Origin of the sequence: Actinophytocola sp., from assembly GCF_035942955.1 — a bacterium.
GTDB lineage: Bacteria > Actinomycetota > Actinomycetes > Mycobacteriales > Pseudonocardiaceae > DASYTH01.
On sequence record NZ_DASZCQ010000339.1, the window covers coordinates 22,946 to 45,294 of the forward strand.

Annotated in this window: 21 protein-coding genes; 12 read left to right on the forward strand and 9 right to left on the reverse strand. The window is 70.7% G+C overall.

Features of this window, described 5'->3' with window-relative positions:
• The first annotated feature begins 50 nt into the window (after window positions 1-50).
• Window positions 51-848 (forward strand): crotonase/enoyl-CoA hydratase family protein, encoded by a 798-nt coding sequence (locus tag VGX25_RS33930; RefSeq protein ID WP_326922073.1) that lies wholly within the window; start codon window positions 51-53, stop codon window positions 846-848.
• On the opposite strand, the gene VGX25_RS33935 is transcribed toward VGX25_RS33930, so the two are convergent.
• Together VGX25_RS33935 and VGX25_RS33940 are read right to left on the reverse strand one after the other, a co-directional pair.
• On the reverse strand, window positions 845-2,395 hold the full coding sequence (locus VGX25_RS33935) for an acyl-CoA synthetase (RefSeq protein ID WP_414636071.1): 1,551 nt from the start codon (window positions 2,393-2,395) through the stop codon (window positions 845-847). The two genes, VGX25_RS33930 and VGX25_RS33935, sit on opposite strands and share 4 nt — an antisense overlap.
• Window positions 2,396-2,416: 21 nt before the next feature.
• Window positions 2,417-3,448 (reverse strand): LLM class F420-dependent oxidoreductase, encoded by a 1,032-nt coding sequence (locus VGX25_RS33940; protein ID WP_326922074.1) that lies wholly within the window; start codon window positions 3,446-3,448, stop codon window positions 2,417-2,419.
• Window positions 3,449-3,455: 7 nt separating this feature from the next.
• On the opposite strand from VGX25_RS33940, the gene VGX25_RS33945 reads away from it, so the two are divergent.
• Complete coding sequence (locus VGX25_RS33945; protein WP_326922075.1) at window positions 3,456-3,890, forward strand: DUF6247 family protein; 435 nt, start codon at window positions 3,456-3,458, stop codon at window positions 3,888-3,890.
• A gap of 260 nt (window positions 3,891-4,150) precedes the next feature.
• Here VGX25_RS33945 and VGX25_RS33950 read toward each other — a convergent pair whose 3' ends face one another.
• Window positions 4,151-4,516, reverse strand: a complete 366-nt coding sequence (locus VGX25_RS33950; protein ID WP_326922076.1) for a DUF1801 domain-containing protein — start codon at window positions 4,514-4,516, stop codon at window positions 4,151-4,153.
• Window positions 4,517-4,581: 65 nt separating this feature from the next.
• On the opposite strand from VGX25_RS33950, the gene VGX25_RS33955 reads away from it, so the two are divergent.
• The 5 genes from VGX25_RS33955 to VGX25_RS33975 all read left to right on the forward strand — a co-directional run bounded on the left by VGX25_RS33955 (window position 4,582) and on the right by VGX25_RS33975 (window position 9,118).
• A complete protein-coding gene (locus VGX25_RS33955) occupies window positions 4,582-5,541 on the forward strand; it encodes a Zn-ribbon domain-containing OB-fold protein (RefSeq protein ID WP_326922077.1) in 960 nt (319 codons plus the stop codon).
• A 9-nt stretch (window positions 5,542-5,550) separates the two neighbouring features.
• Window positions 5,551-6,615 (forward strand): thiolase domain-containing protein, encoded by a 1,065-nt coding sequence (locus VGX25_RS33960; protein WP_326922078.1) that lies wholly within the window; start codon window positions 5,551-5,553, stop codon window positions 6,613-6,615.
• Between the two features lie 69 nt (window positions 6,616-6,684).
• The gene (locus tag VGX25_RS33965) at window positions 6,685-7,833 is read left to right on the forward strand and encodes a thiolase domain-containing protein (protein WP_326922079.1); all 1,149 of its coding nucleotides are present in this window, start codon (window positions 6,685-6,687) and stop codon (window positions 7,831-7,833) included.
• Window positions 7,830-8,696: a TIGR03619 family F420-dependent LLM class oxidoreductase gene (locus tag VGX25_RS33970; RefSeq protein ID WP_326922080.1), complete on the forward strand. Its 867-nt coding sequence runs from the start codon at window positions 7,830-7,832 to the stop codon at window positions 8,694-8,696. The genes VGX25_RS33965 and VGX25_RS33970 overlap by 4 nt, the downstream gene beginning before the upstream one ends.
• Window positions 8,696-9,118: a nuclear transport factor 2 family protein gene (locus VGX25_RS33975; protein WP_326922081.1), complete on the forward strand. Its 423-nt coding sequence runs from the start codon at window positions 8,696-8,698 to the stop codon at window positions 9,116-9,118. Before VGX25_RS33970 ends, VGX25_RS33975 begins: the two co-directional genes overlap by 1 nt.
• Here VGX25_RS33975 and VGX25_RS33980 read toward each other — a convergent pair.
• Both VGX25_RS33980 and VGX25_RS33985 read right to left on the reverse strand, forming a co-directional pair.
• A complete protein-coding gene (locus VGX25_RS33980; RefSeq protein WP_326922082.1) occupies window positions 9,115-9,495 on the reverse strand; it encodes a hypothetical protein in 381 nt (126 codons plus the stop codon). The genes VGX25_RS33975 and VGX25_RS33980 overlap by 4 nt on opposite strands.
• Before the next feature lie 88 nt (window positions 9,496-9,583).
• The gene (locus tag VGX25_RS33985; RefSeq protein ID WP_326922083.1) at window positions 9,584-10,222 is read right to left on the reverse strand and encodes an NAD(P)-dependent oxidoreductase; all 639 of its coding nucleotides are present in this window, start codon (window positions 10,220-10,222) and stop codon (window positions 9,584-9,586) included.
• 67 nt (window positions 10,223-10,289) lie between these two features.
• Here VGX25_RS33985 and VGX25_RS33990 point away from each other — a divergent pair, with 67 nt between their 5' ends.
• Window positions 10,290-10,775, forward strand: coding sequence for a MarR family winged helix-turn-helix transcriptional regulator (locus tag VGX25_RS33990; RefSeq protein WP_326922084.1), 486 nt, complete (start codon window positions 10,290-10,292; stop codon window positions 10,773-10,775).
• A gap of 4 nt (window positions 10,776-10,779) precedes the next feature.
• On the opposite strand, the gene VGX25_RS33995 is transcribed toward VGX25_RS33990, so the two are convergent.
• On the reverse strand, window positions 10,780-12,006 hold the full coding sequence (locus tag VGX25_RS33995; RefSeq protein ID WP_326922085.1) for a cytochrome P450: 1,227 nt from the start codon (window positions 12,004-12,006) through the stop codon (window positions 10,780-10,782).
• A 166-nt stretch (window positions 12,007-12,172) separates the two neighbouring features.
• Between VGX25_RS33995 and VGX25_RS34000 the strand changes: the two genes are divergently transcribed.
• Entirely contained in the window at window positions 12,173-13,291 is a 1,119-nt protein-coding gene (locus VGX25_RS34000; RefSeq protein WP_326922086.1) for a steroid 3-ketoacyl-CoA thiolase, read from the forward strand.
• A gap of 81 nt (window positions 13,292-13,372) precedes the next feature.
• Window positions 13,373-13,525 (forward strand): hypothetical protein, encoded by a 153-nt coding sequence (locus VGX25_RS34005; protein ID WP_326922087.1) that lies wholly within the window; start codon window positions 13,373-13,375, stop codon window positions 13,523-13,525.
• Here the strand turns inward: VGX25_RS34005 and VGX25_RS34010 are convergent.
• On the reverse strand, window positions 13,522-14,286 hold the full coding sequence (locus VGX25_RS34010; protein ID WP_326922088.1) for a class I SAM-dependent methyltransferase: 765 nt from the start codon (window positions 14,284-14,286) through the stop codon (window positions 13,522-13,524). The two genes, VGX25_RS34005 and VGX25_RS34010, sit on opposite strands and share 4 nt — an antisense overlap.
• A 167-nt stretch (window positions 14,287-14,453) precedes the next feature.
• Here VGX25_RS34010 and VGX25_RS34015 point away from each other — a divergent pair, with 167 nt between their 5' ends.
• Both VGX25_RS34015 and VGX25_RS34020 read left to right on the forward strand, forming a co-directional pair.
• Entirely contained in the window at window positions 14,454-17,306 is a 2,853-nt protein-coding gene (locus VGX25_RS34015) for a helix-turn-helix transcriptional regulator (protein WP_326922089.1), read from the forward strand.
• A 3-nt stretch (window positions 17,307-17,309) separates the two neighbouring features.
• Window positions 17,310-20,792, forward strand: coding sequence for a P-loop NTPase fold protein (locus tag VGX25_RS34020; protein ID WP_326922090.1), 3,483 nt, complete (start codon window positions 17,310-17,312; stop codon window positions 20,790-20,792).
• On the opposite strand, the gene VGX25_RS34025 is transcribed toward VGX25_RS34020, so the two are convergent.
• A complete protein-coding gene (locus tag VGX25_RS34025; protein WP_326922091.1) occupies window positions 20,768-21,559 on the reverse strand; it encodes an alanyl-tRNA editing protein in 792 nt (263 codons plus the stop codon). The two genes, VGX25_RS34020 and VGX25_RS34025, sit on opposite strands and share 25 nt — an antisense overlap.
• On the reverse strand, window positions 21,543-22,304 hold the full coding sequence (locus VGX25_RS34030; RefSeq protein ID WP_326922092.1) for an SDR family oxidoreductase: 762 nt from the start codon (window positions 22,302-22,304) through the stop codon (window positions 21,543-21,545). Before VGX25_RS34030 ends, VGX25_RS34025 begins: the two co-directional genes overlap by 17 nt.
• Between the last annotated feature and the right edge of the window lie 45 nt (window positions 22,305-22,349).

Below are 22,349 nucleotides of genomic sequence, written 5' to 3' on the forward strand. Positions count from 1 at the left end.
AGAACGTGTTATCGTTTCTGGCAATCCCCACTTGTCAGGAGACACCGCGGATGACCACGACAGAAGCCTCGCACTGCCTGGTGGAGCGCCACGGGCACGTCCTCGTCGTCACGATGAACCGCCCGCACGCCCGCAACGCGCTGTCCGGCCCGATGATGGCGATCATGAAGTCCGCCTGGGACGAGGTGGACGGCGACCCGGACATCCGGGCGTGCGTGCTCACCGGCGCCGGCGGCGCGTTCTGCGCCGGCGCCGACCTCAAGGCGATGACCTCCGCGCACCCCGGCGACGCCTTCGCCGGCGGCGGCTGGGACCTGTCGGTGATCGAGGCGCTGTTGAAGGGCCGCCGCCTGACCAAGCCGCTGATCGCCGCCGTCGAGGGCCCGGCCATCGCCGGCGGCACGGAGATCCTGCAGGCGACCGACATCCGGGTGGCCGGCGAGAGCGCCCGGTTCGGCGTGTCCGAGGCGCGCTGGGGGCTGTTCCCGCTCGGCGGCTCCGCGGTCCGCCTGCCCCGCCAGATCCCGTACACCGTCGCCGCCGAGCTGCTCCTGACCGGCCGCCACATCACCGCCGCCGAGGCGCTGTCGATCGGCCTGATCGGCCACGTCGTCCCCGACGGCCACGCCCTGCCCAAGGCTCTCGAGCTCGCCACCCGGATCGCCACCAACGGACCCCTTGCCGTACAAGCGATCCTGCGCACCATGCGGGAAACCGAAGGCATGCCCGAGAACGAGGCGTTCACTGTGGACGCTCGCCTCGGCCAGGAGGTGTTCGCCAGCGACGACGCCAAGGAAGGCCCCCGAGCCTTCGCCGAGAAGCGCACCCCCGAATTCCGCGGCCGCTAGATCGCGCGCTCCTTTCCCGCCCAGTACGGGTCGCGCAGCTTTCGTTTGTAGAGCTTGCCGTTGGGGTCGCGGGGGAGCTCGGTGCGGTACTCGATGGTGCGCGGGAGCTTGAACTTGGCCAGCCGGGTGCCGGCGAAGGTGAGCAGCTCGGCGGTCAGCTCGTCGTCACCGGGGACGCCGTCGACGGGTTGGACGATGGCCTTGATCTCCTCGCCCCAGTCGTCGTTGGGCACGCCGAACACGGCCACGTCGGCCACCTTGGGGTGGCAGGACAGCTCGCCCTCGATCTCGGCGGGGTAGATGTTCACCCCGCCGGAGATGATCATGTCGCTCTTCCGGTCGCACAGGAAGAGGTAGCCGTCCTCGTCGAGGTATCCGATGTCGCCGAGGGTGAACAGGTCGCCGACCCGGGCCGCGCGGGTCTTCACCTCGTCCTTGTGGTACTCGAAGGTGGCCGTGCCCATGCGCATGTACACCAGGCCCGGCTCGCCCGGCGGCAGCGGGTTGCCGTCCGGGTCGAGCACCGAGACCACCGAGCCGGGCCATGGCAACCCGACCGATCCGGGCTTGCGCAACCAGTCCTCGGCGGTGATCACCGTGCCGCCGCCCTCGGTGGCCGCGTAGTACTCGATCACCACCGGCCCCCACCACTCGAGCATCTGGCGCTTGACCTCGATCGGGCACGGCGCCGCGCCGTGGATCGCGGCGCGCAGCGAGGACACGTCGTACTTCTCGCGGACCCGGACCGGCAGCCCGAGCAGCCGGTGGAACTGGGTGGGCACCATATGGGTGTGCGTCACCCGGTACCGCTCGATCAGCCGCAGCATCTCCTCCGGCGTCCACCGGTCCATCAGCACCGCGGTATGTCCTAATTGGATCGAAATGGTCACGAAGTTCAGCACGGCGGTGTGGTACAGCGGGGAGCCGCACAGGTGCACGTGCCCGTCGAACGGCTTCAGGCCGAAGAAGCCGAAGAATCCCGGCCCCATCGGGTGGACCTCGTGCGGGTCCAGCCCGGTGAGCGGGCGGCGCACCCCCTTCGGCCGGCCGGTGGTGCCGGAGGTGTAGAGCATCGCCGCGCCCATCGTGCGCCGATCGGGCGGTTCGTCGCTCCGGCCCGCGCCGAGCTCGGCCAGCGGCCGGAAACCGGGGACGGCGCCGACGGCGAACCGCGCCTGCTCCGGAAGTCCACTCTGGACGACCGCGTCGGACGCCACGTCCGCGAACCGCTCGTGCGCCACGAACGCCTTGGCGCCGCTGTCTTTGATGATGTACGCCACCTCGGCGCCGACCAGGTGCCAGTTCACCGCCACGACGTAGAGTCCGATCTGGATGCCGGCGAAGTACACGGCCGGCACCTCGGGACCGTTGGGCAGCATCATCACGATGCTGTCGCCCGGCTCCAGCCCGAGGGCCTGCAGCCCGCGCCCGTACCGGTTGGTCGTGGCGGCCAGCTCTCGGTAGCTCGACTCCCGGCCGTCCGGGCCGATCACCGCGGTGCGCTCCGGCTGCTCGCCGGCAATGTTCCACAACCCGATCGACGTCACGGAGCCAATCTAGAACGTGTTTCAGTTCCCGGCAAGCAGGGTTTCCCCGAGGGTGCGCACCTGCTCGACGTCCCGGCAGGCCACCAGCATCATGGTCACGCCGGCCTTCTCCCAGGCGTCGACCCGCTCCCGGACCTCCCCGGCCGAGCCGATGATCGCGGTCTCGGCGACCAGCTCGTCCGGCACCGCGGCGGCCGCCTCGGCCTTGCGCCCGGCCCGGAACAGCCGGCCCACCTCGTCGACGACCGACCCGTACCCCATGCGCCGGAACAGATCGGCGTGGAAGTTCATCGTCTCCGCGCCCATCCCGCCCACGTAGAGCGCCACCACCGGCCGAAGCCGCTCGTACTCCGCGCCCGGGTCGTCGGTGACCACGATCTGCGCGCTCGCCGCGACCTCGAAGTCGTCCCGGGTGCGCCGCGCGCCCGGCCGCGCGAACCCCTCGTCCAGCCAGGCGTTGTACTGCTCGGCGGCGCGCAGCGAGAAGTACACCGCCAGCCAGCCGTCGGCGATCTCCGCCGCCAGCGCGACGTTGCGCGGCCCCTCCGCGCCGAGCCAGACCGGCAGGTCCGCCCGCAGCGGATGGACGATCGGCTTCAACGGCTTGCCCAGCCCCTCCTGGTACGGCAGCGGATAGTGCGGCCCGTCGTTGCGCACCGGCGCCTCGCGGGCGAGCACCTGCCGGACGATCGACACGTACTCCCTGGTGCGGGCCAACGGCTTGGCGAACGGCATGCCGTACCAGCCCTCCACGACCTGTGGCCCGGACACCCCCAGCCCCAGGATCGCCCGCCCGCCGGACAGATGGTCCAACGTCAACGCATGCATCGCGCACGCCGTCGGCGTCCGCGCCGACAACTGCGCCACCGAGGTACCCAACCTGAGCCGCCGCGTTCCCGACCCCCACCAGGCGAGCGGCGTGAACGCGTCCGACCCCCACGACTCCGCCGCGAACACCGCGTCGAACCCGACCCGCTCGGCCTCCGCCACCAGCTCCCCCACCCCCGCCGGCGGCCCCGCACCCCAGTACCCGAGTTGCAGTCCCAGCTTCATACCGGCGATGATAGAACATGTTCTAATCTGTCTCGATCACCCGATCGATATCACGCGTTTCACGGTGCTCATCGGCCATCGTGACGGTGTGACCGCCGCAGCCGCGTACCCCGACCCGGAGCCCAAGCGCCCGCCGTTCGCGGACGCCTCGCCGGCCGAGGTGCGAGCGGCGTTGATCCCGGAGGAAGCCACCGTGTTCGACCGCGAGTGGCGGGCGGCACTGGCCGAGGCCACCGAGACCTTCGACCTCACCGCGGTGCACGAGACACTGGAGCACTGGCGGCGAATTGCTTGGATGACTACCGCTCACGGTCCGGAAGCACACCGCCGCATGCTGGCTCGAGCCGAATACACGCTGCGCACCGGCAAGCTTCCGCCTGGTGTTGTTACCCATTCCGCGGATGAGGTCAGGGCCATGATCCGGGAGCGGCTGGGCCTGTAGTTGTACCGCATCCGAACCTACGACGAGGCGATGGAGCAGGCAGCCTCGTTGCCGAGCGAAGCCCATTCCCTACTATCTGGAGGCGCTTGCCGCGCTTGAGCTCACACCGTGGAACGGCACGCCATACAACAGGAGCAAACCGGATGGGAACATGCGGCAGCTCGTTTTCGGCGCAAACGGCTATGGTCTGATCACCTACCTGATATTGGATGACCAGAGGTTCGTGGACGTCCTGGAAGTGACTTGGGGCGGCTGACGGCTCAGCCGAGCATGTCGGTCGGGTGGGCGATGGCGCTGTGGATGAGTGACCGGACCGCGTCGGGGTGGTTGAGGGCTTCCTGGGCGGGGATCTCGCGGAGGTAGCGGGCGGAGCCCGTCAGGAGGCCCTCGGGATCGTCGAGTAGGGCGCCCTTGTGGAAGATCAGCTTGGCGCCCTTGGCGGGGGCGGCGATCTGGTAGAGCCAGTGGTGCCAGTTGCCGTCGAGGGTGAAGGTGAGGCGGCCCCACTTGACGGCCCGCTCGAGGCGGGGCTCGGCGGTGGTGACGAGGGTGGCCAGTTCCTCGGCGTGGGCGCGGTGGCGGGCGTCGAGGTCGTCGAACCACGCCCGGATGGTGGAGGTGCTCATGGGGGTCATGGTCGCGCGGGGGTACGACACTTGCCGGAAAAACTAGAACATGTTTCACTCGTGGGGTGAGCCGTGCACCGCTGAGCGCGCCCCTGGAGGTGGGGTTCGACTACACCCGTTCGCTGGGGCCGACGCTGAGCCGGTTCATGACGGCGCTGGCGCAGCGGCGGGTGCTGGGAGCGAGGGGGTCGGACGGGCGGGTGCACGTGCCGCCGATGGAGTACGACCCGGTCACCGCGGAGCCACTGACCGAGCTGGTCGAGGTGAGCCCGGAGGGAACCGTGGTGAGCTGGTCATGGATGCCGCAACCGCTTGCCGGGCAACCACTCGAGCGGCCGTTCGCCTGGGCTCTGGTTCGGCTCGACGGGGCCGACACGCCGATGGTGCACGCGGTGGACGCCGGGTCACCGGAGGTCATCTGCACGGGGATGCGGGTCCGGGTGCGCTGGTCGCCCACGCCGGGCCACGGAATCCGGGACATCGTCTGCTTCGAGCCGCTGGAGGGCGCGATGCCCACCACCGAACCCCAGGACCGGCCGGGCGAGCCGGTCACGATGATCACGACGCCGATCAACCTGACCGTCCAGCACACGGTCTCGCCAGGGGAGGACGTGCACCTGCGCGGGCTGGCCGAGGGGCGGATCATCGGGCAGCGATGTCCGTTGTGCCGCAAGGTGTACGTACCGCCGCGCGGGGCGTGCCCGACCTGCGGGGTGCCCACCGGGGAGAACGTCGAGCTGCCCGACCACGGCACGGTGACCACGTTCTGCATCGTGAACGTGCCGTTTCTCGGGCAGCGCATCACTCCGCCGTACGTGGCCGCCTACATCCTGCTTGACGGCGCGGACATCGCGTTCCTGCACCTGGTGCTCGGCTGCACGCCCGACGAGGTGCGGATGGGCATGCGGGTGCGGGCGCACTGGCGGCCGCGCGAGGAGTGGGGCACCACCACCCGGAACATCGACCACTTCCGACCGACCGGCGAGCCGGACGCGCCGTTCGAGTCGTACGCCAACCACCTGTAGGGACGCCGGATGCAGGACGACATCGCCATCGTCGGGTTCGCCCAGGCGCCGAACGTACGCAGCACGACCGCCACCACCAACGGCGTGGAGATGCTCATTCCGGTCTTCGCCGAGGTCCTTGCGGCCACCGGGCTGTCCAAACGGGACATCGAATTCTGGTGCTCGGGATCGTCGGACTACCTTGCCGGGCGGGCATTCTCGTTCGTTTCCGCGGTGGACGCGATCGGCGCGTTTCCCCCGATCAACGAGTCGCATGTGGAGATGGACGGCGCGTGGGCGCTGTACGAGGCCTGGGTGAAGATCCGCACCGGCGAGGTGGACACCGCTCTGGTGTACGGGTTCGGCAAGTCCTCGGCCGGTGATCTCCGCCGGGTGCTCGCGCTGCAGCTGGATCCGTACCTGGTGGCGCCGCTGTGGCCGGACTCGGTGAGCATCGCCGGGCTGCAGGCGCGGCTGGGGCTGGAGGCCGGGCTGTGGACCGAGCGGGACATGGCCGCGGTGGCCGCCCGCAGCCGGGCCGACGCGATCGGCAACCCGGCCGCGCAGCTGCGCGGCATCGTCGACGTCGACGAGCTGCTTGCCCGGCCGTATCTCGCGGATCCGTTGCGGGCGCACGACTGCGCGCCGATCACCGATGGCGCGGCCGCGGTGGTGCTTGCCGCGGGCGACCGGGCGCGGGAGATCTGCGCGCGGCCGGCCTGGATCACCGGCATCGAGCACCGCATCGAGTCGGCCAACCTCGGCGCCCGCGACCTGACCGGCTCACCGTCCACAACGGCCGCAGCGAAGGCGGCCGGTGCCGGCGGGGTGGAGCTGGCGGAGCTGCACGCGCCGTTCACCCATCAGGAGATCCTGTTGCGACAGTCGCTCGGGCTGGGTGACGAGGTGCGGATCAACCCGTCCGGCGGGACGCTGTGCGGCAACCCGATGTTCGCCGCCGGGCTGGTCCGGATCGGCGAGGCGGCCGCGGCGATCACCCGCGGGGTGGCCGACCGGGCGCTTGCGCACGCCACCAGCGGGCCGGCCCTGCAGCAGAACCTGGTGTGCGTGCTTTCCGGAGGCGGCCATGAGTGACAATCGCGAAGCCCTGCTCATGGCTGCCGACCGGGTGCGGGTGTCCCGCAAGACACAGCGGAGGGACTGATGGCCGGTCGGCTGGCCGCGGTGCTCGGCACCGGGCAGACCCATCACCGGACCAAGCGCACCGATGTGTCCATGGCCGGCCTGTGCCGCGAGGCCATCGACCGCGCGCTGGCCGACGCCGGCGTGCCGATGTCCGACATCGACGCGGTGGTGCTCGGCAAGGCGCCGGACCTGTTCGAGGGCGTCATGATGCCGGAGCTCTACCTGGCCGATGCCCTTGGGGCGCCGGGAAAGCCGCTGCTGCGGGTGCACACCGCGGGCTCGGTCGGCGGGTCGACGGCCAACGTGGCGGCCAGCCTGGTCCAGGCCGGCGTGCACCGGCGGGTGCTCGCGGTGGCGTTCGAGAAGCAGTCCGAGTCGAACGCGATGTGGGCGCTGTCCATCCACCCGCCGTTCACCGTGCCGGTGGGCGCCGGTGCGGGCGGGTACTTCGCCCCGCATATGCGGTCCTACATCCGCCGGTCCGGAGCGCCGGACCACATCGGAGCGATCGTGGCGGTGAAGGATCGGCGCAACGGCGCCAAGAACCCGTACGCGCACCTGCGCCAGCCGGACATCACGCTGGAGTCGGTGCGGGCGTCGACCATGCTGTGGGACCCGATCCGCTACGACGAGACCTGCCCGTCCTCCGACGGCGCGTGCGCCGTGGTCATCGGCGACGCGCCGGTCGGGCGCCCGGTGGCCTGGATCCACGCCACCGCGATGCGCACCGAGCCGACCATGTTCGCCGGCCGGGACCAGGTCAACCCGCAGGCCGGCCGGGACGCCGCGGCCGCGCTGTGGCGCCAGGCCGGGATCACCAACCCGCTTGCCGAGATCGACGCCGCGGAGATCTACGTGCCGTTCTCCTGGTTCGAGCCGATGTGGTTGGAGAACTTGGGGTTCGCCGACGAGGGCCAGGGCTGGAAGCTGACCGAGGCCGGCGAGACCGAGATCGGCGGGCTGCTGCCGGTGAACCCGTCCGGCGGCGTGCTGTCGTCCAACCCCATTGGGGCGTCCGGGATGCTGCGGTTCGCCGAGGCGGCCATGCAGGTCATGGGCCGGGCCGGCGAGCACCAGGTGGACGGTGCCCGCAAGGCGCTCGGCCACGCGTACGGAGGGGGTTCGCAGTTCTTCGCGATGTGGGTGGTGGGAGCGGACAAGCCATGAAGTTCACGGTCGGAATCGCGTTGAGCCCGCTGGACCAGCTCACCGAGCTGGCGCGGACCGCGGAGGAGTGCGGGTTCTCCTCGATCGCGCTGCCGGACTCGCTGTTCTACTCCGAGCACGTCTCCGCGGCCTATCCGTACACTGTGGACGGTAGCCGGTTCTGGACGGCGGACAGCCCGTGGAGCGACCCGCTGATCGCCGCGGCTGCCATGGGCGCGGTCACCACCCGGATCCGGTTCTACACCCAGGTGCTCAAGCTCAACCCGCGCAACCCCGTGCTGCTGGCCAGGCAGGTCGGCTCGGTGGCCAACCTGACCGGCAACCGGTTCGGGCTCGGCGTCGGCCTCGGCTGGGCCCCCGAGGAGTCCGAGTGGTGCGGCGGGCATTTCGACCACCGCGGCCGGCGGGCCGACGAGGCGATCGAGATCCTCCGGCTGATCCTCGGCGGCGGCATGGTCGACTACCAGGGCGAGTTCTATGCGTTCGACCGGTTGCAGATGAGCCCGGCGCCCGGCGAGCCGGTGCCGATCTACGTCGGCGGGCACACCGAGGCCGCCCTGCGGCGCGCGGCCCGCGCCGGCGACGGCTGGACCTCCGCGATGATCAAGTTCGACGACCTGCGGGACACCATCGAGCAGTTGCACGAGCTGCGCACCGAGTACGGCCGCACCGGGCCGTTCGAGATCCAGGCGGTGTGCGTCGACCGGTTCGGGCTGGACGGCTACCGCGCGCAGGCCGACATCGGGGTCACCGATGTGATCGTGGTGCCGTGGCTGTTCTACGGCGTGGGGTTCGACGGCCCGCTGACGGCCAAGCGGGACGGCATGCGGCGGTTCGCCGACGAGATCATGGCGAGGATGTGATGGTGGAGACGACGGTTGCGCACCCGGCAAGGGCGGCGGCCCGCCGGTCGATGGACGCGGTGATCCGTGGCGCCAAGGACGAGTGGCTGGCGCTGTTCGCCGACGACGCGGTCGTGGAGGATCCCGTCGGCCCGTCGATGTTCGACGCGACCGGCGCGGGGCACCGGGGCAAGGCCGCCATCTCCGCGTTCTGGGACAAGGCGATCGCGCTCGCCGAGCGGTTCGAGTTCGACATCGTCGACTCGTTCGCCGCCGGCAGCGAGGTGGCCAACGTCGGCACCATCTCGGCGTTCCTGCCCGGCGGCGTCCGGATCGACACCGAGGGCGTGTTCGTCTACCGCGTGAACGACGCCGGGCTGATCACGTCCCTGCGTGCGTTCTGGGAGACCGACCGGGCGATGGCCACGATGCGCCAAGCCTAAAGTTTGACGTCCACCCCGTACTCGGCGCACGTCACCACGACCGCGTTGGCGGAGAAGTCGGCCCGGCCGATGAACTCGGCGAGGGCCTTCTGGCTGTCGAACACGGAGAAGGTGAACATCGACCGGTCGAACGCCGACCGCAGTTGATCGTCCGGCGCCTTCGCCCGGATCTTCGCCATACTGTCCATTGTGGACTTGTAGGTGCTGGCGAAGCCGTCCGGATCGGCCTCGTACGACCGCGCCGCCTGAACGATCTCGTGCAGGGCATTGCCGTAGCTGGAACAGAAGTCGTCCGCCGGGTTCGCCCCGCACGCGGCAGCGCCGGACCCGACCGCGACGAGCAGTGCCGCGGTCAGCCACAAGCGATGCCCTCCCACCCGACCAGGGTTCCGCAGCGGTACGGCGGGCGGCGCGCCTGGCCGGGCCGGTCCCGGGGCAGCCGCGGCCGCCCGATCGGGCAGGTTCTCAGTTCGCCACCCCGACCGCCTGGCGGACGGTGGCGGGGTTGTCGAGGGCGGCGAGCATGGCGTGGGCGACGTCGGCCCTGGAGACGAAGTTGCCGCGGGGGACGTTGCCGCCGATGGTGGTGCGGTAGGCACCGGACAGCGGCTTGTTGGTCAGGCGGGGCGGGCGGACGATCGTCCAGTCCGTCGCGCTGCGCCCGATCTCCGCCTCCATCGCGGCGAGATCGGCGTAGACGTCGCGCAGCACGGCCCGAATCAGCGGATACACGATCTTGCGGCTGAACCAGGGATCGTCGTCGGGGACCGGGCCGACCGGCACCGCGCTCACCGCGGCGAACCGGCGCACTCCGGCGATCTCCAGCGCGCGCAGGATTCCCCGGGTCGCGGTCGAGGCGACCCCGGCGTCCCCGCGGCTGCGCGGCCCGATGGCGGAGATCGCGGCGTCGCTGCCGTCGAGGGCGGGAAGCAGCGGCTCGGGATCGGTCAGGCCGGCAACCCGCACCACCGAGAGCCCGGGATGGGTGAGGTCGAACCGGGAGGCCTGGCGGACGACGGCCGCGACCGCGTGCCCCGCGTCGAGCGCCTGCCGGACGACCTGGCCGCCGATCGCCCCGCTGGCACCGAAGACGGTCACCTTCATCGGGCTACCTCCCTGCTACCGGGGTACATTATTTTCCGTAGGTCATATGATACGGAAACCATACTATATGAGTAGCACACCTTCGGTAGACGATGCCCGGCGCCGCCATCGCCTCGTCCTGGCGATCGGGGACGCGCTACGCGATCTTCGCGCGGAGCTGTCCCTGCTCAACCACCACGTCGGGGCCAGGGTCGAGCTCAAGGACGTCGATCTGGAGTGCCTCGACCTGCTCGATCGGCACGGCACGCTCAGCCCGAGCGCGCTGGCCAAGCGCGCCGGCCTGCATCCGGCCACGATGACCGGAATCCTCGACCGGCTCGAGCGCGGCGGCTGGATCACCCGCGACCGCGCCGGCACCGACCGGCGCAGCGTCGTCGTCTCCCCCACCCGGCACCGGATCGGGGAGATGCTTCGCCTCTACTCCGGGATGAACGCCGAGCTCAACAAGATCTGCTCGGGTTATGACGCGCACGAGCTGGCTCTGATCGCCGACTTCCTCCGCCGGGTGGCCGAGGCGGGCCACCGGGCCGCCGACGAGCTGGCCGGGGACTGAGCCCTCAGCCGTAGCTGACCTGGTACTCCTTGATCCCGTTGAGCCAGGGTGAGCGCAGCCGCCTGGGCTTGCCCACCTGCTTGATGTCGGGCATGTGGTCGGCGATCGCATTGAAGATCAGGTCGATCTCGAGGCGGGCCAGGCTGGCGCCGATGCAGTAGTGCGCGCCGGTGCCGCCGAAGCCGAGATGGGGGTTCGGGTCGCGGGTGATGTCGAACCGCTCGGGGTTGGCGAAGACGTCGGCGTCGAAGTTGGCGGAGCTGTAGAACAGGCCGACCCGCTGGCCCTTCTTGATCTCCTGACCGCCGAGCTCGGTGTCCTCGGTCGCGGTGCGCTGAAAGGCCATCACCGGGGTGGACCACCGGACGATCTCGTCGGCCGTGGTCTTCGGCCGCTCCGCCTTGTACAGCTCCCACTGGTCCGGGTGGTTGAGCAGGGCGTGCATGCCGTGCGTGATGGCGTTGCGGGTGGTCTCGTTGCCGGCGACGGCCAGCAGCAGCACGAAGAACCCGAACTCGTCGGAGGTCAGGCCCGCACCGTCGACGTCGGCGTTGACGAGCTTGGTGGCGATGTCGTTCGTCGGGCACTTCTTGCGCTCCTCGGCGAGGTTCCAGGCGTAGCCGAGCAGCTCGGTCGAGGCGGCGCGCGGATCGATGTCGAACTCGGGGTCGCTGTAGCCCACCATCTGGTTGGACCAGTCGAACACCTTGTGCCGGTCGGCCTGCGGGATGCCGAGCAGCTCGGCGATCGCCTGCAGCGGCAGCTCGCAGGCGACCTGCGTGACGAAGTCCCCCGAGCCCTTCTCCTTGGCCTGCTTGACGATCCGCTCGGCGCGGTCGGCAAGGGTGTCGCGAAGGCCGTTCACCGCCCGCGGGGTGAAGCCGCGCTGCACGATCGCGCGAAGCTTGGTGTGCTGCGGCGGATCGATGTTGAGCAGGATGAGCCGCTGCACCTCGATGCCGTTGCGGTCCATGTCCTCGTTGAACCGGATGATCGCGGTGTTCTCCCAGGTGGAGAACACCTCGCTGCGCCGGGAGGCCTCCTTGACCTCGGCGTGCTTGCTGACCACCCAGTAGCCGTCGTCGGAGAACCCCGCGATCCCCTTCGGCTGGGCGTTCCACCACACCGGCGCGGTGCCGCGCAGCTCGGCGAACTCCTCAACCGGAATGCGGAGCCGGTACATGTCGGGGTCGGTGAAGTCGAAGCCGAGGGGGAGCTGGGGTGCGACCACAAGGACCTCCTACGCCGGACGCGAACGGGGGCAGCATTGTGTAACGCGTTCTATATGACGCGTGAGCTTACGGTGTTAACTATCCGAACATAGCACTCTTCCCCGACTTGTGAACAGGTGTAACTGAGGATTGCGATTGTTGACGAACGTGTTCTAGTTTGGGGAGGTGGGTGAACCTGTGATCGTGGCCGCGGCGCGCACGCCGATCGGCAAACGGGGCGGCTGGCTGGCCGGTCTGCACGCCGCCGAACTGCTGGGCGCCGCGCAGCGCGGGCTGCTCGACCGCGCCGGGATCGACCCGGCACTCGTCGAACAGGTGATCGGTGGTTGCGTCACGCAGGCCGGCGAGCAGTCGAACAACGTCACCCGCACCGCGTGGTTGCACGCCGGCCTGCCGCCGGCAACCGGGTGCATGACGGTGGACAGCCAGTGCGGATCGGCGCAGCACGCCACCCACCTCGTGGCCGGGCAGATCGCGGCCGGCGCCATCGACGTGGGGATCGCCTGCGGAGTCGAGGCGATGAGCCGGGTTCCGTTGCGCGCCAACCTGGGCGGCGAGGTCGGTCGGCCGCGGCCGGGCTCGTGGTCGATCGATCTGCCCAACCAGTACGTCGCGGCCGAGCGCATCGCCGGCCACCGCGGGCTGCGCCGCGAGGACGTCGACCGGTTCGGCGAGCGGTCACAGGCCATGGCCCGGCGCGCCTGGGACGAGGGCCGGTTCGACCGCGAGGTGGTGCCGGTCGGTGGGGTCGACCGGGACCAGGGCCTGCGGGACACCACGCTCGAGGGGCTGGCCGCGCTGAAACCCGTCGTCGAGGGCGGCGTGCACACCGCGGGCACCTCGTCGCAGATCTCCGACGGCGCCTCGGCCGTGCTGCTGATGGACGCCGCGCGGGCGCGCGCACTCGGCCTGCGCCCACGCGCCCGGATCATTGCCCAGTGCCTGGTCGGGGCGGATCCATACTTCCATTTGGACGGTCCGGTGCAGGCCACCGGGCGGCTGCTGGAGCGCAGCGGGATGAAGATCGGCGACCTGGACCTGTTCGAGGTCAACGAGGCCTTCGCGTCGGTCGTGCTGTCCTGGGCCCAGGTGTACGAGCCGGATCCGGACCTGGTCAACGTCAACGGCGGCGCCATCGCCCTCGGCCATCCGGTGGGCAGCACCGGCACCCGCCTGCTCACCACCGCCCTGCACGAGCTCGAGCGCCGGGACGCGGCCACCGCCCTGATCACCATGTGCGCCGGCGGCGCCCTGTCGACCGGCAGCATCATCGAGCGGATGTAGGCATCCGTAGACTGTCCCGCCAGGAAGCCAATGGATACGGGACAGGTTTACAGCCAGGCGGCACGCTGCGAGAAATGCGACATGCGTGCGGTTCTGCTCGAGGAGACCGCGCAGGCGCTCGTCCTCGAGTCCCTCGGGCGGCTGGCGATGTACCGCTGCCCGTTCCGGGATGCCTGGCACGTCTGGAATCCCCGGGCCGAGCAGAACTCGCCGCACCGGCCGCGGTTCGACTAGACGGGTTTGCCCGCCACGATGTAGCGGAACACGTTCTCGTCGTGGATCGAGCCGTCGGCGCGCACGGCGGGGGCGAACACGTCGAGGAACACCTCGTAGACGGCATCCTTGCCGGCGATGTCGAGCGCGTCGCCGACGCAGCCCCTGGCCACCATGGCCGACCACGCGGTGGCCAGATCCGGGTAGGTGAAGGGGAAGTCGAGCTCGCTGCCGTCGATGCGGATCATCCCGGCGTCATGCAGGTGTGCCTCGAGGGCGCCCCTTGCGGACAGGTCGGGCCCGGCGACGGCGGGTCCGATCCGGTCCAGGAAATCGCGGGTCAGGCAGCCGTCCGGGTCGGCCCACTGTCCGATCGCGACCCGGCCGCCCGGGCGCACCACCCGGACCAGCTCGGCGAGCGCGGCCGGCTGGTCGTCGGCGTAGCGCAGCGCGTGGCACGCGGTGACCACGTCGAACCGGCCGTTGTCGTACGGCAGCGCCTCGGGCATGCCCACCCGCAGGTCGGCGTCCGGCAGCGCCCAGCGGGCGACCTCGAGCAGCTCGGCCGCGGCATCCACGCCGGCGATCCAGGCGCCGCGATCGGCGGCCTCGCGCAGCAGCAGCCCGACACCGCACCCCACGTCGAGCAGGCGGACCCCGGACAGCGGCGCGAGCGCTCCGAGCAGGGCCCGGCGCAGCGGCCGATGTCTGGCCTCCTGCAGGCAGGTCCAGTCCCGGGCCCGACGGTCCCACAACGAACCCTGGATCAGTGCCGACGCCATGGCGCACTCCTTTCTACCCGCCCACCATCCGCCCACCGCGTCCCCGCTCTTCGCTCGCGACCGCTGTCCCCGGTGTGATCCTCGGGCAGCCCCGCGCCTTACACATTGGGCGAAGTCTTAGTTCGGGCCGGTGCGCTCCTTATTTGGGCTGGTGGATACTCACCTGCGTGGCGCGGCGGGTTTCGGTACCGGAGTTGATCGGCCGGCGGGCGGAGCTGGCCGCGCTGCAGGCCGCGCTGGCCGACACCGCCTCGGGTGGGCAGGTCGTGCTGATCCAGGGCGACGCCGGGGTGGGCAAGACCAGGCTGGTGCAGACGTTCGCGCAACGGGCGCGAGCGGCCGGATCCACCGTGCTGACCGGCGGTTGCCTGCAGTTCGAGGCCGACATCCCGTACGCCCCGTTCGTCGAGGCGTTGCGCGGGCTGCCGGATGCGCCGCCGCTGCTGGGCAACGGGGCCGTCGGCGACCGGGGTGCGGAGTTCCGGCGGGTGGCCGACGCCGTCGCCGCGGCCGGCGGACCGGTCGTGCTGGTTATCGAGGACCTGCACTGGGCCGACGCGTCCACCCGAGACCTGCTGCTGTACCTGCACCGGGCGCTGGCGACCGCGCCGGTGCTGTTGGTCGGCACGCACCGGGCCGACGAGGTCGCGGCGGATCACCCGGTGGCCACGCTCGTCGCCGAGTTGGCCCGGTCGCCGCGTACTGAACGGGTGACTCTCGCGCCACTCGACCGGGCGGAGGTGATCTCACTCGCCGGGGCGATCCTCGGTGCCCCACCGTCGGGTGAGATGGTCGAGGCGTTGATCAGCCGCGCCGAGGGCAACCCGTTCTTCACCGAGGAGCTGCTTGCCGCCTGGCCGACCCGCGGCTCGGTGCCGGGAACCGTGCGCGAGGTGGTGATCACGCGGCTGGCCCGGCTGTCCACCGCCGCCCAGCAGCTCGCCCGGCTCGCCTCGGTGGTCGGCCGGACCGTGCCGCACGACCTGCTCGCCGGGCTGGCCACGATGCCGGCGGCCGACCTGGACGCCGCGCTGCGCGAGCTGGTCGACCACGGGCAGCTGGTCACCGTGGAGCCGGACGCGTACGCCTTCCGGCACGCGTTGATCCAGGAGTCGCTGTACCGGGACCTGCTGCCCGGCGAGCGCCGGCACGCCCACGCCCGGGTCGCCGCGACCCTGCGGGACCGGCCGGAGCTGGCGGTCACCGTGTCCGCGGCCGGGGTCGCCGCCGAGCTCGCGCACCATTGGGACGCGGCCGGCGAGCCGAACGAGGCGCTGTCCGCGTCCCTGCTCGCCGCCGGAGCCGCCGACGAGGGCCTGGCCCCGGCCGAGGCGCATGCCCACTACGAGCGGGCGCTGCGGCGGTGGCCGGAGGTGAGCGACCCGGGCATCGACCTCGACGCCTTGCTGGACCGGGCGGCGGAGGCGGCCAGCCTGGCCGGGCACAACCACCGCGCGGTGGAGCTGACCACGCAACGACTGTCCGGATTGGACGAATCGGCCGAGCCGGAGCGGGCGGCGCTGGCCTACGAGAAGCTGTCGTACCAGGCCCGCAGCGCCGGCGACTGGGATCTGGCCCGCCGCACCAGCGAGCGCGCCCTCGAGCTGGTTCCGGCCGACTCCCCGGCCCGGCTGCGGATCGCGTCCTGGCCGGTGGCGATGGACATGCTCGCCGGCCGCTTCCGGTCGTGTTTGCGCCGGGCCGAGGAGCTGCTGCCGCAGGCCGAGCGGGCCGGCGACGACATGGCGACCAACCGGTGCCTGATGGCGCTCGGGATCGGGCACCTGATGCTCGGCCACGTCGACACGGGTCTCGGCTACCTGCACCGCCAGCACGAGTTCGCCCACCGGGTCGGCAATCCCCGGTTCATCGGGGTCGGCTACGTGAACCTGCCCGAAGGTCTGATGTGGACGGATCGGCACGTCGAGGCGCTGCGGCTGGCACGGGAGGGCGTCGAGCGGGCACGCTCCCTCGGCTTCGACATCTACCTGCTGCCGATCGTCGGCAACGTGATCAGGGCGCTGGCCGAGCTGCACCGCTGGGACGAGGCGCTGGACTCGCGGGACGACCCCTACGATCCCGCGATCGACCCGTTCAACTGGGTGTTCATCGACCTGCCCCGGGCCGACGTGCTGATCAAGCGCGGCGAGCTGGACACCGCCGAGGAGCTGCTCAAACGGACCGGCGCCGTGCTCGACGGCCAGGACGACGTGCAGTACGGCACCGAGCTGGCCGCCCTGCGGTCCCAGCTCGCCGGCCGGCAGCGCCGCTGGGCCGATGCCAGGGCGTTCGTCCGCGACGGGCTGCGCCTCGCGTTCACCGGGGAGGACATGTACCTCGCGGCCCGCCTCGTCGCGGTCGGCGTCCGCATCGAGGCCGACGCCCTCGACGACGCCCGGGTGCACGGAGATCCCGCCGACGCGCCGGCCACCGTGTCCGCCGCCGACGAGCTACTGTCCTCCTTGGACCGATATCGGTCCACGATGGAAGCCTCGGGTGCGGTGCCGCTCCCCCGCACCCTGCGCGTGCTCGGCCTGGCCAGGGCCGAACGCACCCGGCTGGACGCCTCGCCGGACCCCGACGCCTGGTCCGCCATCGCCGACCTCTCCTCCGTCGACCGCCACCTGTGCGCCTACGCCCGCTTCCGCGAGGCCGAAGCCCTCCTGCAGTCCCGCGGCTCCCGCACCCGCGCCGCGGAAGCCTTGACACAGGCCCAGACCATCGCCACCGAGCTGCGCGCCGATCCCCTCGCCGCCATGATCCACACCCTGGCCGACCGCGCCCGGCTCCCCCTCTCCGCGACCCCGGCGCCCGGAGTGTCCACACCGGACACTCCCGATCTCACGGCGCGCGAGCTCGAGGTGCTGACCCTGATCGGCCGCGGCCTCACCAACGCCGAGATCGCCGCGGAGCTCTTCATCAGCACCAAGACCGCCAGCGTCCACGTCTCCAACATCCTCCGCAAGCTCAACCTGAAGAGTCGCATCCAAGCCGCCGCCTACGCCCAACGCCGAGGCTGATCAGTGCAACACTCCGCCCCCGTCAACGCGATCGCCATCACCCCCGACGGCACCCAGATTGTCTCCGCCAGCGACGACAGCACTGTATGCATTTGGGACCGCGCCACCGAAGAGCTGGTCCACACCCTCACCGGGCACACCACCCGGGTGCTGGACGTCGCGATCACGCCGGTCGGCGACCAGATCATCTCCTGCAGCAGCGGCGGCACCATCCGGATCTGGGACCGCATCACCGGGGAGCAGATCGGTGAGCCACTGGTCGGCGACGAGGTGGGCGGCGTCGGCTCGGTGGCGGTCACTCCGGATGGCAGCCGGATCGTCTCCGGCGGCGCCGCAGGCGCCGTGCGCATCTGGGACCGCGCCACTCACGAACCGGTCGGCGAGGCGCTGACCGGTCACACCGGCTGGGTCAACACGGTGGTGGTCACCCCGAACGGCAGCCACATCATCTCCGGGGGATCTGACGGATCGATCCGCCGGTGGAGCCGCCCCTACCGCCGGCCGACGCAACAGGTACCGGTGCTCGACCACGGCGGGCCGGTTCTCGCCATAGCGCTCCCGCCGGACGCCACCGGTCAGATCGTCTCGGCCACCGACGCAACGATCAGGGTGTGGGATCCCCATGGCGATCCCGTGATAAGCATCCCCGTGGATGCCCGTGCCATCGCCGTCACCAACGACGGCGCTCACATCATTGCCGGATGCTTCGACGGCACGGTGTGCGTGTGGGACCGCAGCACCGGCAGGCCCATCGGGGACCCGCTGACCGGACATACCGGCTGGGTCCAGGCTGTGGCGGTCACCCCGGACGGCAAGCAGATCATCTCGGGTGGCGAGGACGGCCAGATCCGAGTTTGGGACCGGCCGACCGATCATGGGGTGCTGCGCGGGCACGAGGGCGCGGTGCATGCTGTGGCGGTCAGCGGAGACCTCATCGCCTCCGGTAGCAAGGATGGCACGGTACGGATCTGGGATCGCCCTACCGGGAAAGCCGTGTTCCGGCCGCTGACCGGACACAGTGGATCGGTCAATGCGGTGGCGTTCACTCCGGACGGCGGCGTCGTCTCCGGGTGCAACGACCACATTCTGCGGATCTGGGATGACTTCCGCGGGACTCCGCCGACCGAGATCCCGACCGGCCACACCGGCGGAATCCGGGCGATCGCCATGGCACCGAGCGACATGCACATCATCACAGCTGGCTGGAATAGCTCCATCCAGCTCTGGAATCGTGCCACGGGCCAGCTCGCGGGAGAAATCCAGACAGGTCACACCGGCGGCATCCGTGGGCTCACCGCGATCCCAGGCGCCAGGATCTTGTTCTCCGGGGCGGACGGTTCCCTGGTGATCTGGGACTGGGAGGACGAGGAGCCCCAGCAGATGCTGACCGGACACCGGGGCTGGGTCAACACGCTCGCGTTGTCTCCGGATGCCGGCCGGATCGTCTCGGGCGGAGAGGATGGCACCGTTCGAGTCTGGGATCGGGCCTCCGGCCAATCCATTGGCGAGCCGCTGTTCGCCCAAGCGGGCCCCGTATGGACGGTTGCGATTCTCGGCGGCTCGCGGATCGTTTTCGGTTGCGAGGACGGCACGATCCGGTTCTCTGATGGCACCGTCCTCACCGGACATACAGGCGCGGTGTATGCGCTGGCGGTATCGGGCGACCAGATCGTTTCGGGCAGTGCCGATGGGACCGTGCGGATCTGGGACATACCAGGGGTGGCGCGTGCTCCGCAGTTGGCGGAGGTTGTGAGTGATCTGGAGAGTGATGAGGATCGGCTGGGGGTCACGGGTGATGTGAACATGATTGCGGCGGTGGTGGCGGCGTTGTCGACGAGACCGCCGCTTTCCGTTGCGCTGTTGGGGGATTGGGGAATCGGGAAGTCGAGCTTCATGCGGTTGATGTGGGACCGGGTGGAGGAGTTGGCCCGGGGTGGTGGGAGTGCGTACGCGGCGAACGTGCGGCAGGTGCGGTTCAACGCGTGGCATTACAGCGACGATCACCTGTGGGTGGGGCTGGTCGAGCATCTATTCCGGGAGTTGGCGCGGCCCAGCACGGGGGCGGAGGAGGTTGCCGATCTCGAGGCGAAGCTGTCGGCTACGCGGGCCGAGCGGGAGCGGTTGGTCGCCGAGCTGCGGGCGGTGGATCAGGTGGACACGCAGCGGGGTTGGCTCGGGAAGCTGCTGCTGCCGTGGCGTAGTGCTCGGGCCGCCCGGGCGGCGTTGAGCGGGGTGTGGCGGGAGCTGCGCGCACGGTGGTGGTTGGTGCTGTTGGTGCTCGGCGCCGGAGCCGTTGCGGTGCTGCTGGGTTCGGGGCTCGTTCGGTGGATCGGTGGGGTGGCCGCGGTGGTGGTGGCCGCGCTCGGGCCGCTCGTGGGTGCGTGGCGGCGGCTCGATGAGTACACCAGGCGGGCGCGGGCGGAGCTGGTTCGGCAGATCAGCGCGGCCGACGAGGAGTTGAGCCGGTTGGATCCGGCGGCGCGGCTGGACCGGTTGCTGGCGGAGATCAGTACGGCGGAGCGGTACGAGAGCTACCGGGGGTTGACCGGGCGGATCCACCATGATCTGCGGCGGTTGAGCGATGATCTCGCGTCGGCGCGCCGGCAGTGGGAGGACGGGGGTTCGGTGGGGGCGCCGCCGTTGCAGCGGATCGTGTTGTATGTGGACGATCTGGATCGGTGTACGCCGCGGCGGGTGGTGGATGTGCTGCAGGCGGTGAACCTGCTGCTGACCATGGAGCTGTTCGTGGTCGTGGTGGCGGTGGATCCGCGCTGGCTGTTGAGGTCGCTGGAGCGGCACCATGAGGGACTGTTCGACGACAACACGGTGGCGTATCTGGACAAGATCTTCCATATACCCGTGGCGCTGCGACCGATGGGCGATCGTGCGGTGGGGTATCTGCGGTCGCTGCTGCCTGCGGCGGAGGAGCGCGCCACGCAGGTGACGCCGGCGGTCCGGCCGGCCAAGGTTACGGCAACCGAGCGGTCCGGGACGGAGCGGCCGGAGATTTCGGCGCAACGACGACCCGTTGGGCAGGCGACGCGGACCGGTGCGCCGGCCGTGCGGCCGAACCCGGAGGGCTTGCGGCTGCGGGAATCGGAGCGGGAGTTCCTGGCTCGGCTGACGCCGATTCTGCCGACGCCGCGGGCGATCAAGAAGTTGGTGAACCTGTACCGGTTGTTGCGGCTGGGGGTTCCGGAGGGGCGGCTGGACGAGTTCACCGAGGGGCCGTACCAGGCGGCGGCGCTGCTGCTTGCGGCGCTGGTGGGGTTGCCGCACAACGCCCGAACGCTGCTTGCCGACCTGGCGGGGGTGGCACCTGGAAAGGACATCGTTGAGGCGCTTGGTGAGCATCCGCTGGCCGAGCTGATCACGAGGATCCGCAAGGACATCCCGGTGCACGGGGAGACCGCCACGTACCGGGAGTGGGCGGTGTCGGTGGCGCGGTACGGGTTCGAGACCTACGACCTGTTCTCGGTGGACTGAGCGTCGCGGACCTCGATGCGGATGCGTTTGTTGCCCTTGCCCTTGGATTCGGTGCCGGTGACGGCAACCCGCCCGACGTCGGCGGTGTTGGCGACGTGGGTGCCGCCGTCGGCCTGGCGGTCGAGGCCGACGATGTCGATGACGCGGAGCGGGTCGATCTCACGCGGGATGAGGTTGGCGGCGGTGCGGATGAGCGACTCGTCGAGGTCGGCGTCGGAGCGGCCGAGGAACTCTACGACGATCTCGCGGGCGCGCTCGATCTCCTCGTTGATGCGGGCCTCGACGCGTTGGCCCAGCTCGACGGACATGGAGTCCAGTGGGAAGTCGAGGCGGCCCCTGCCGGGGTCCATGTTGCCGCCGGTGACCGGGATCTGGAACTCGGTCCAGATGACGCCGCACAGGATGTGCAGCGCGGTGTGGGTGCGCATCAGCAGGTGCCGGCGGGTCCAGTCGATCGAGCCGAACAGCTCGGTGCCGGACGCGGGAAGCTCGGAAGTGTCCAGCCAGTGCCAGATGCGGCCGCCCTCGCGCTGCACCTTGGTCACCGGTGCGGTCACGCCGCTCCAGGTCAGCTCGCCGAGGTCGGGCGGCTGGCCACCGCCGCCGGGGTAGAACGCGGTCCTGGCGAGCACGATCCGCCCCTGCTCCCGGTCGACCTCCAGCACGGTGCTGTCGAACGAGCGCAGGTATGCGTCCGTGGCGAACAGCTCGGCGCCGGCCACGTCCGGTGGCGGCGTGCCCTCAACCCTGCTACCTGGGACTGCCATGCCCGCACGATACCGCCGACAGGAACGCCGGCGCCTCGCCGCCGCCGTGCACCAGCAGGGTCGCGCCGCTGACGTAGGCGGCCAGCGGGGAGGCCAGGAACACCGCGCAGTGGCCGACATCCTCCGGATCGGCCAACCGTCCCAGCGGGACGGTCCTGGCCACGGCCTCGGCGCTGCCGTAGAGCGACTCGGTCAGCTCGGTGCGGACCATGCCGACGTCGAGCGCGTTCACCCGGACCTTGGGCGCCCACTCGACGGCCAGCGTCGCGGTGAGGTTGTCCAGCCCGGCCTTGGCCGCGCCGTAGGCCGCCGTGCCTGGCGACGGCCGGGTCGCGCTCACGCTGCTCACCATCACGATGGCGCCGCCCCCGTCCTGCCGCTGCATGATCTCGTTGGCCCGCTGGGCAACCAGCAGCGGGGCGAGCAGGTTGAGCCCGACCACCTTCTCGTGGAACCGGGGTGACGCGGTGGCGGTGACGCTCGGCGGGGCGCCACCGGCGTTGTTGACCACTGTGTCCAGCCGGCCGTGCCGCGCGACGACCGTGTCCATCAGGGATGCGACCGCGGCCGGCTCGCGCACGTCGCACTCGACGAACTCGGCGACCGGCGCCTCGGGCGGGCGCCGGCCACAGGTGATCACCGTGGCGCCGGCCCGCCGGAACGCCGCGGTGATACCGACGCCCACGCCGCGGGCGCCACCGGTGACCAGCACCACCGTGCCGTCGAGGGCCAGTTCGAGTGCCACGGCATGCTACGCTACCAAGCAATCGCTTGGTTGGAAAGGTGGGCC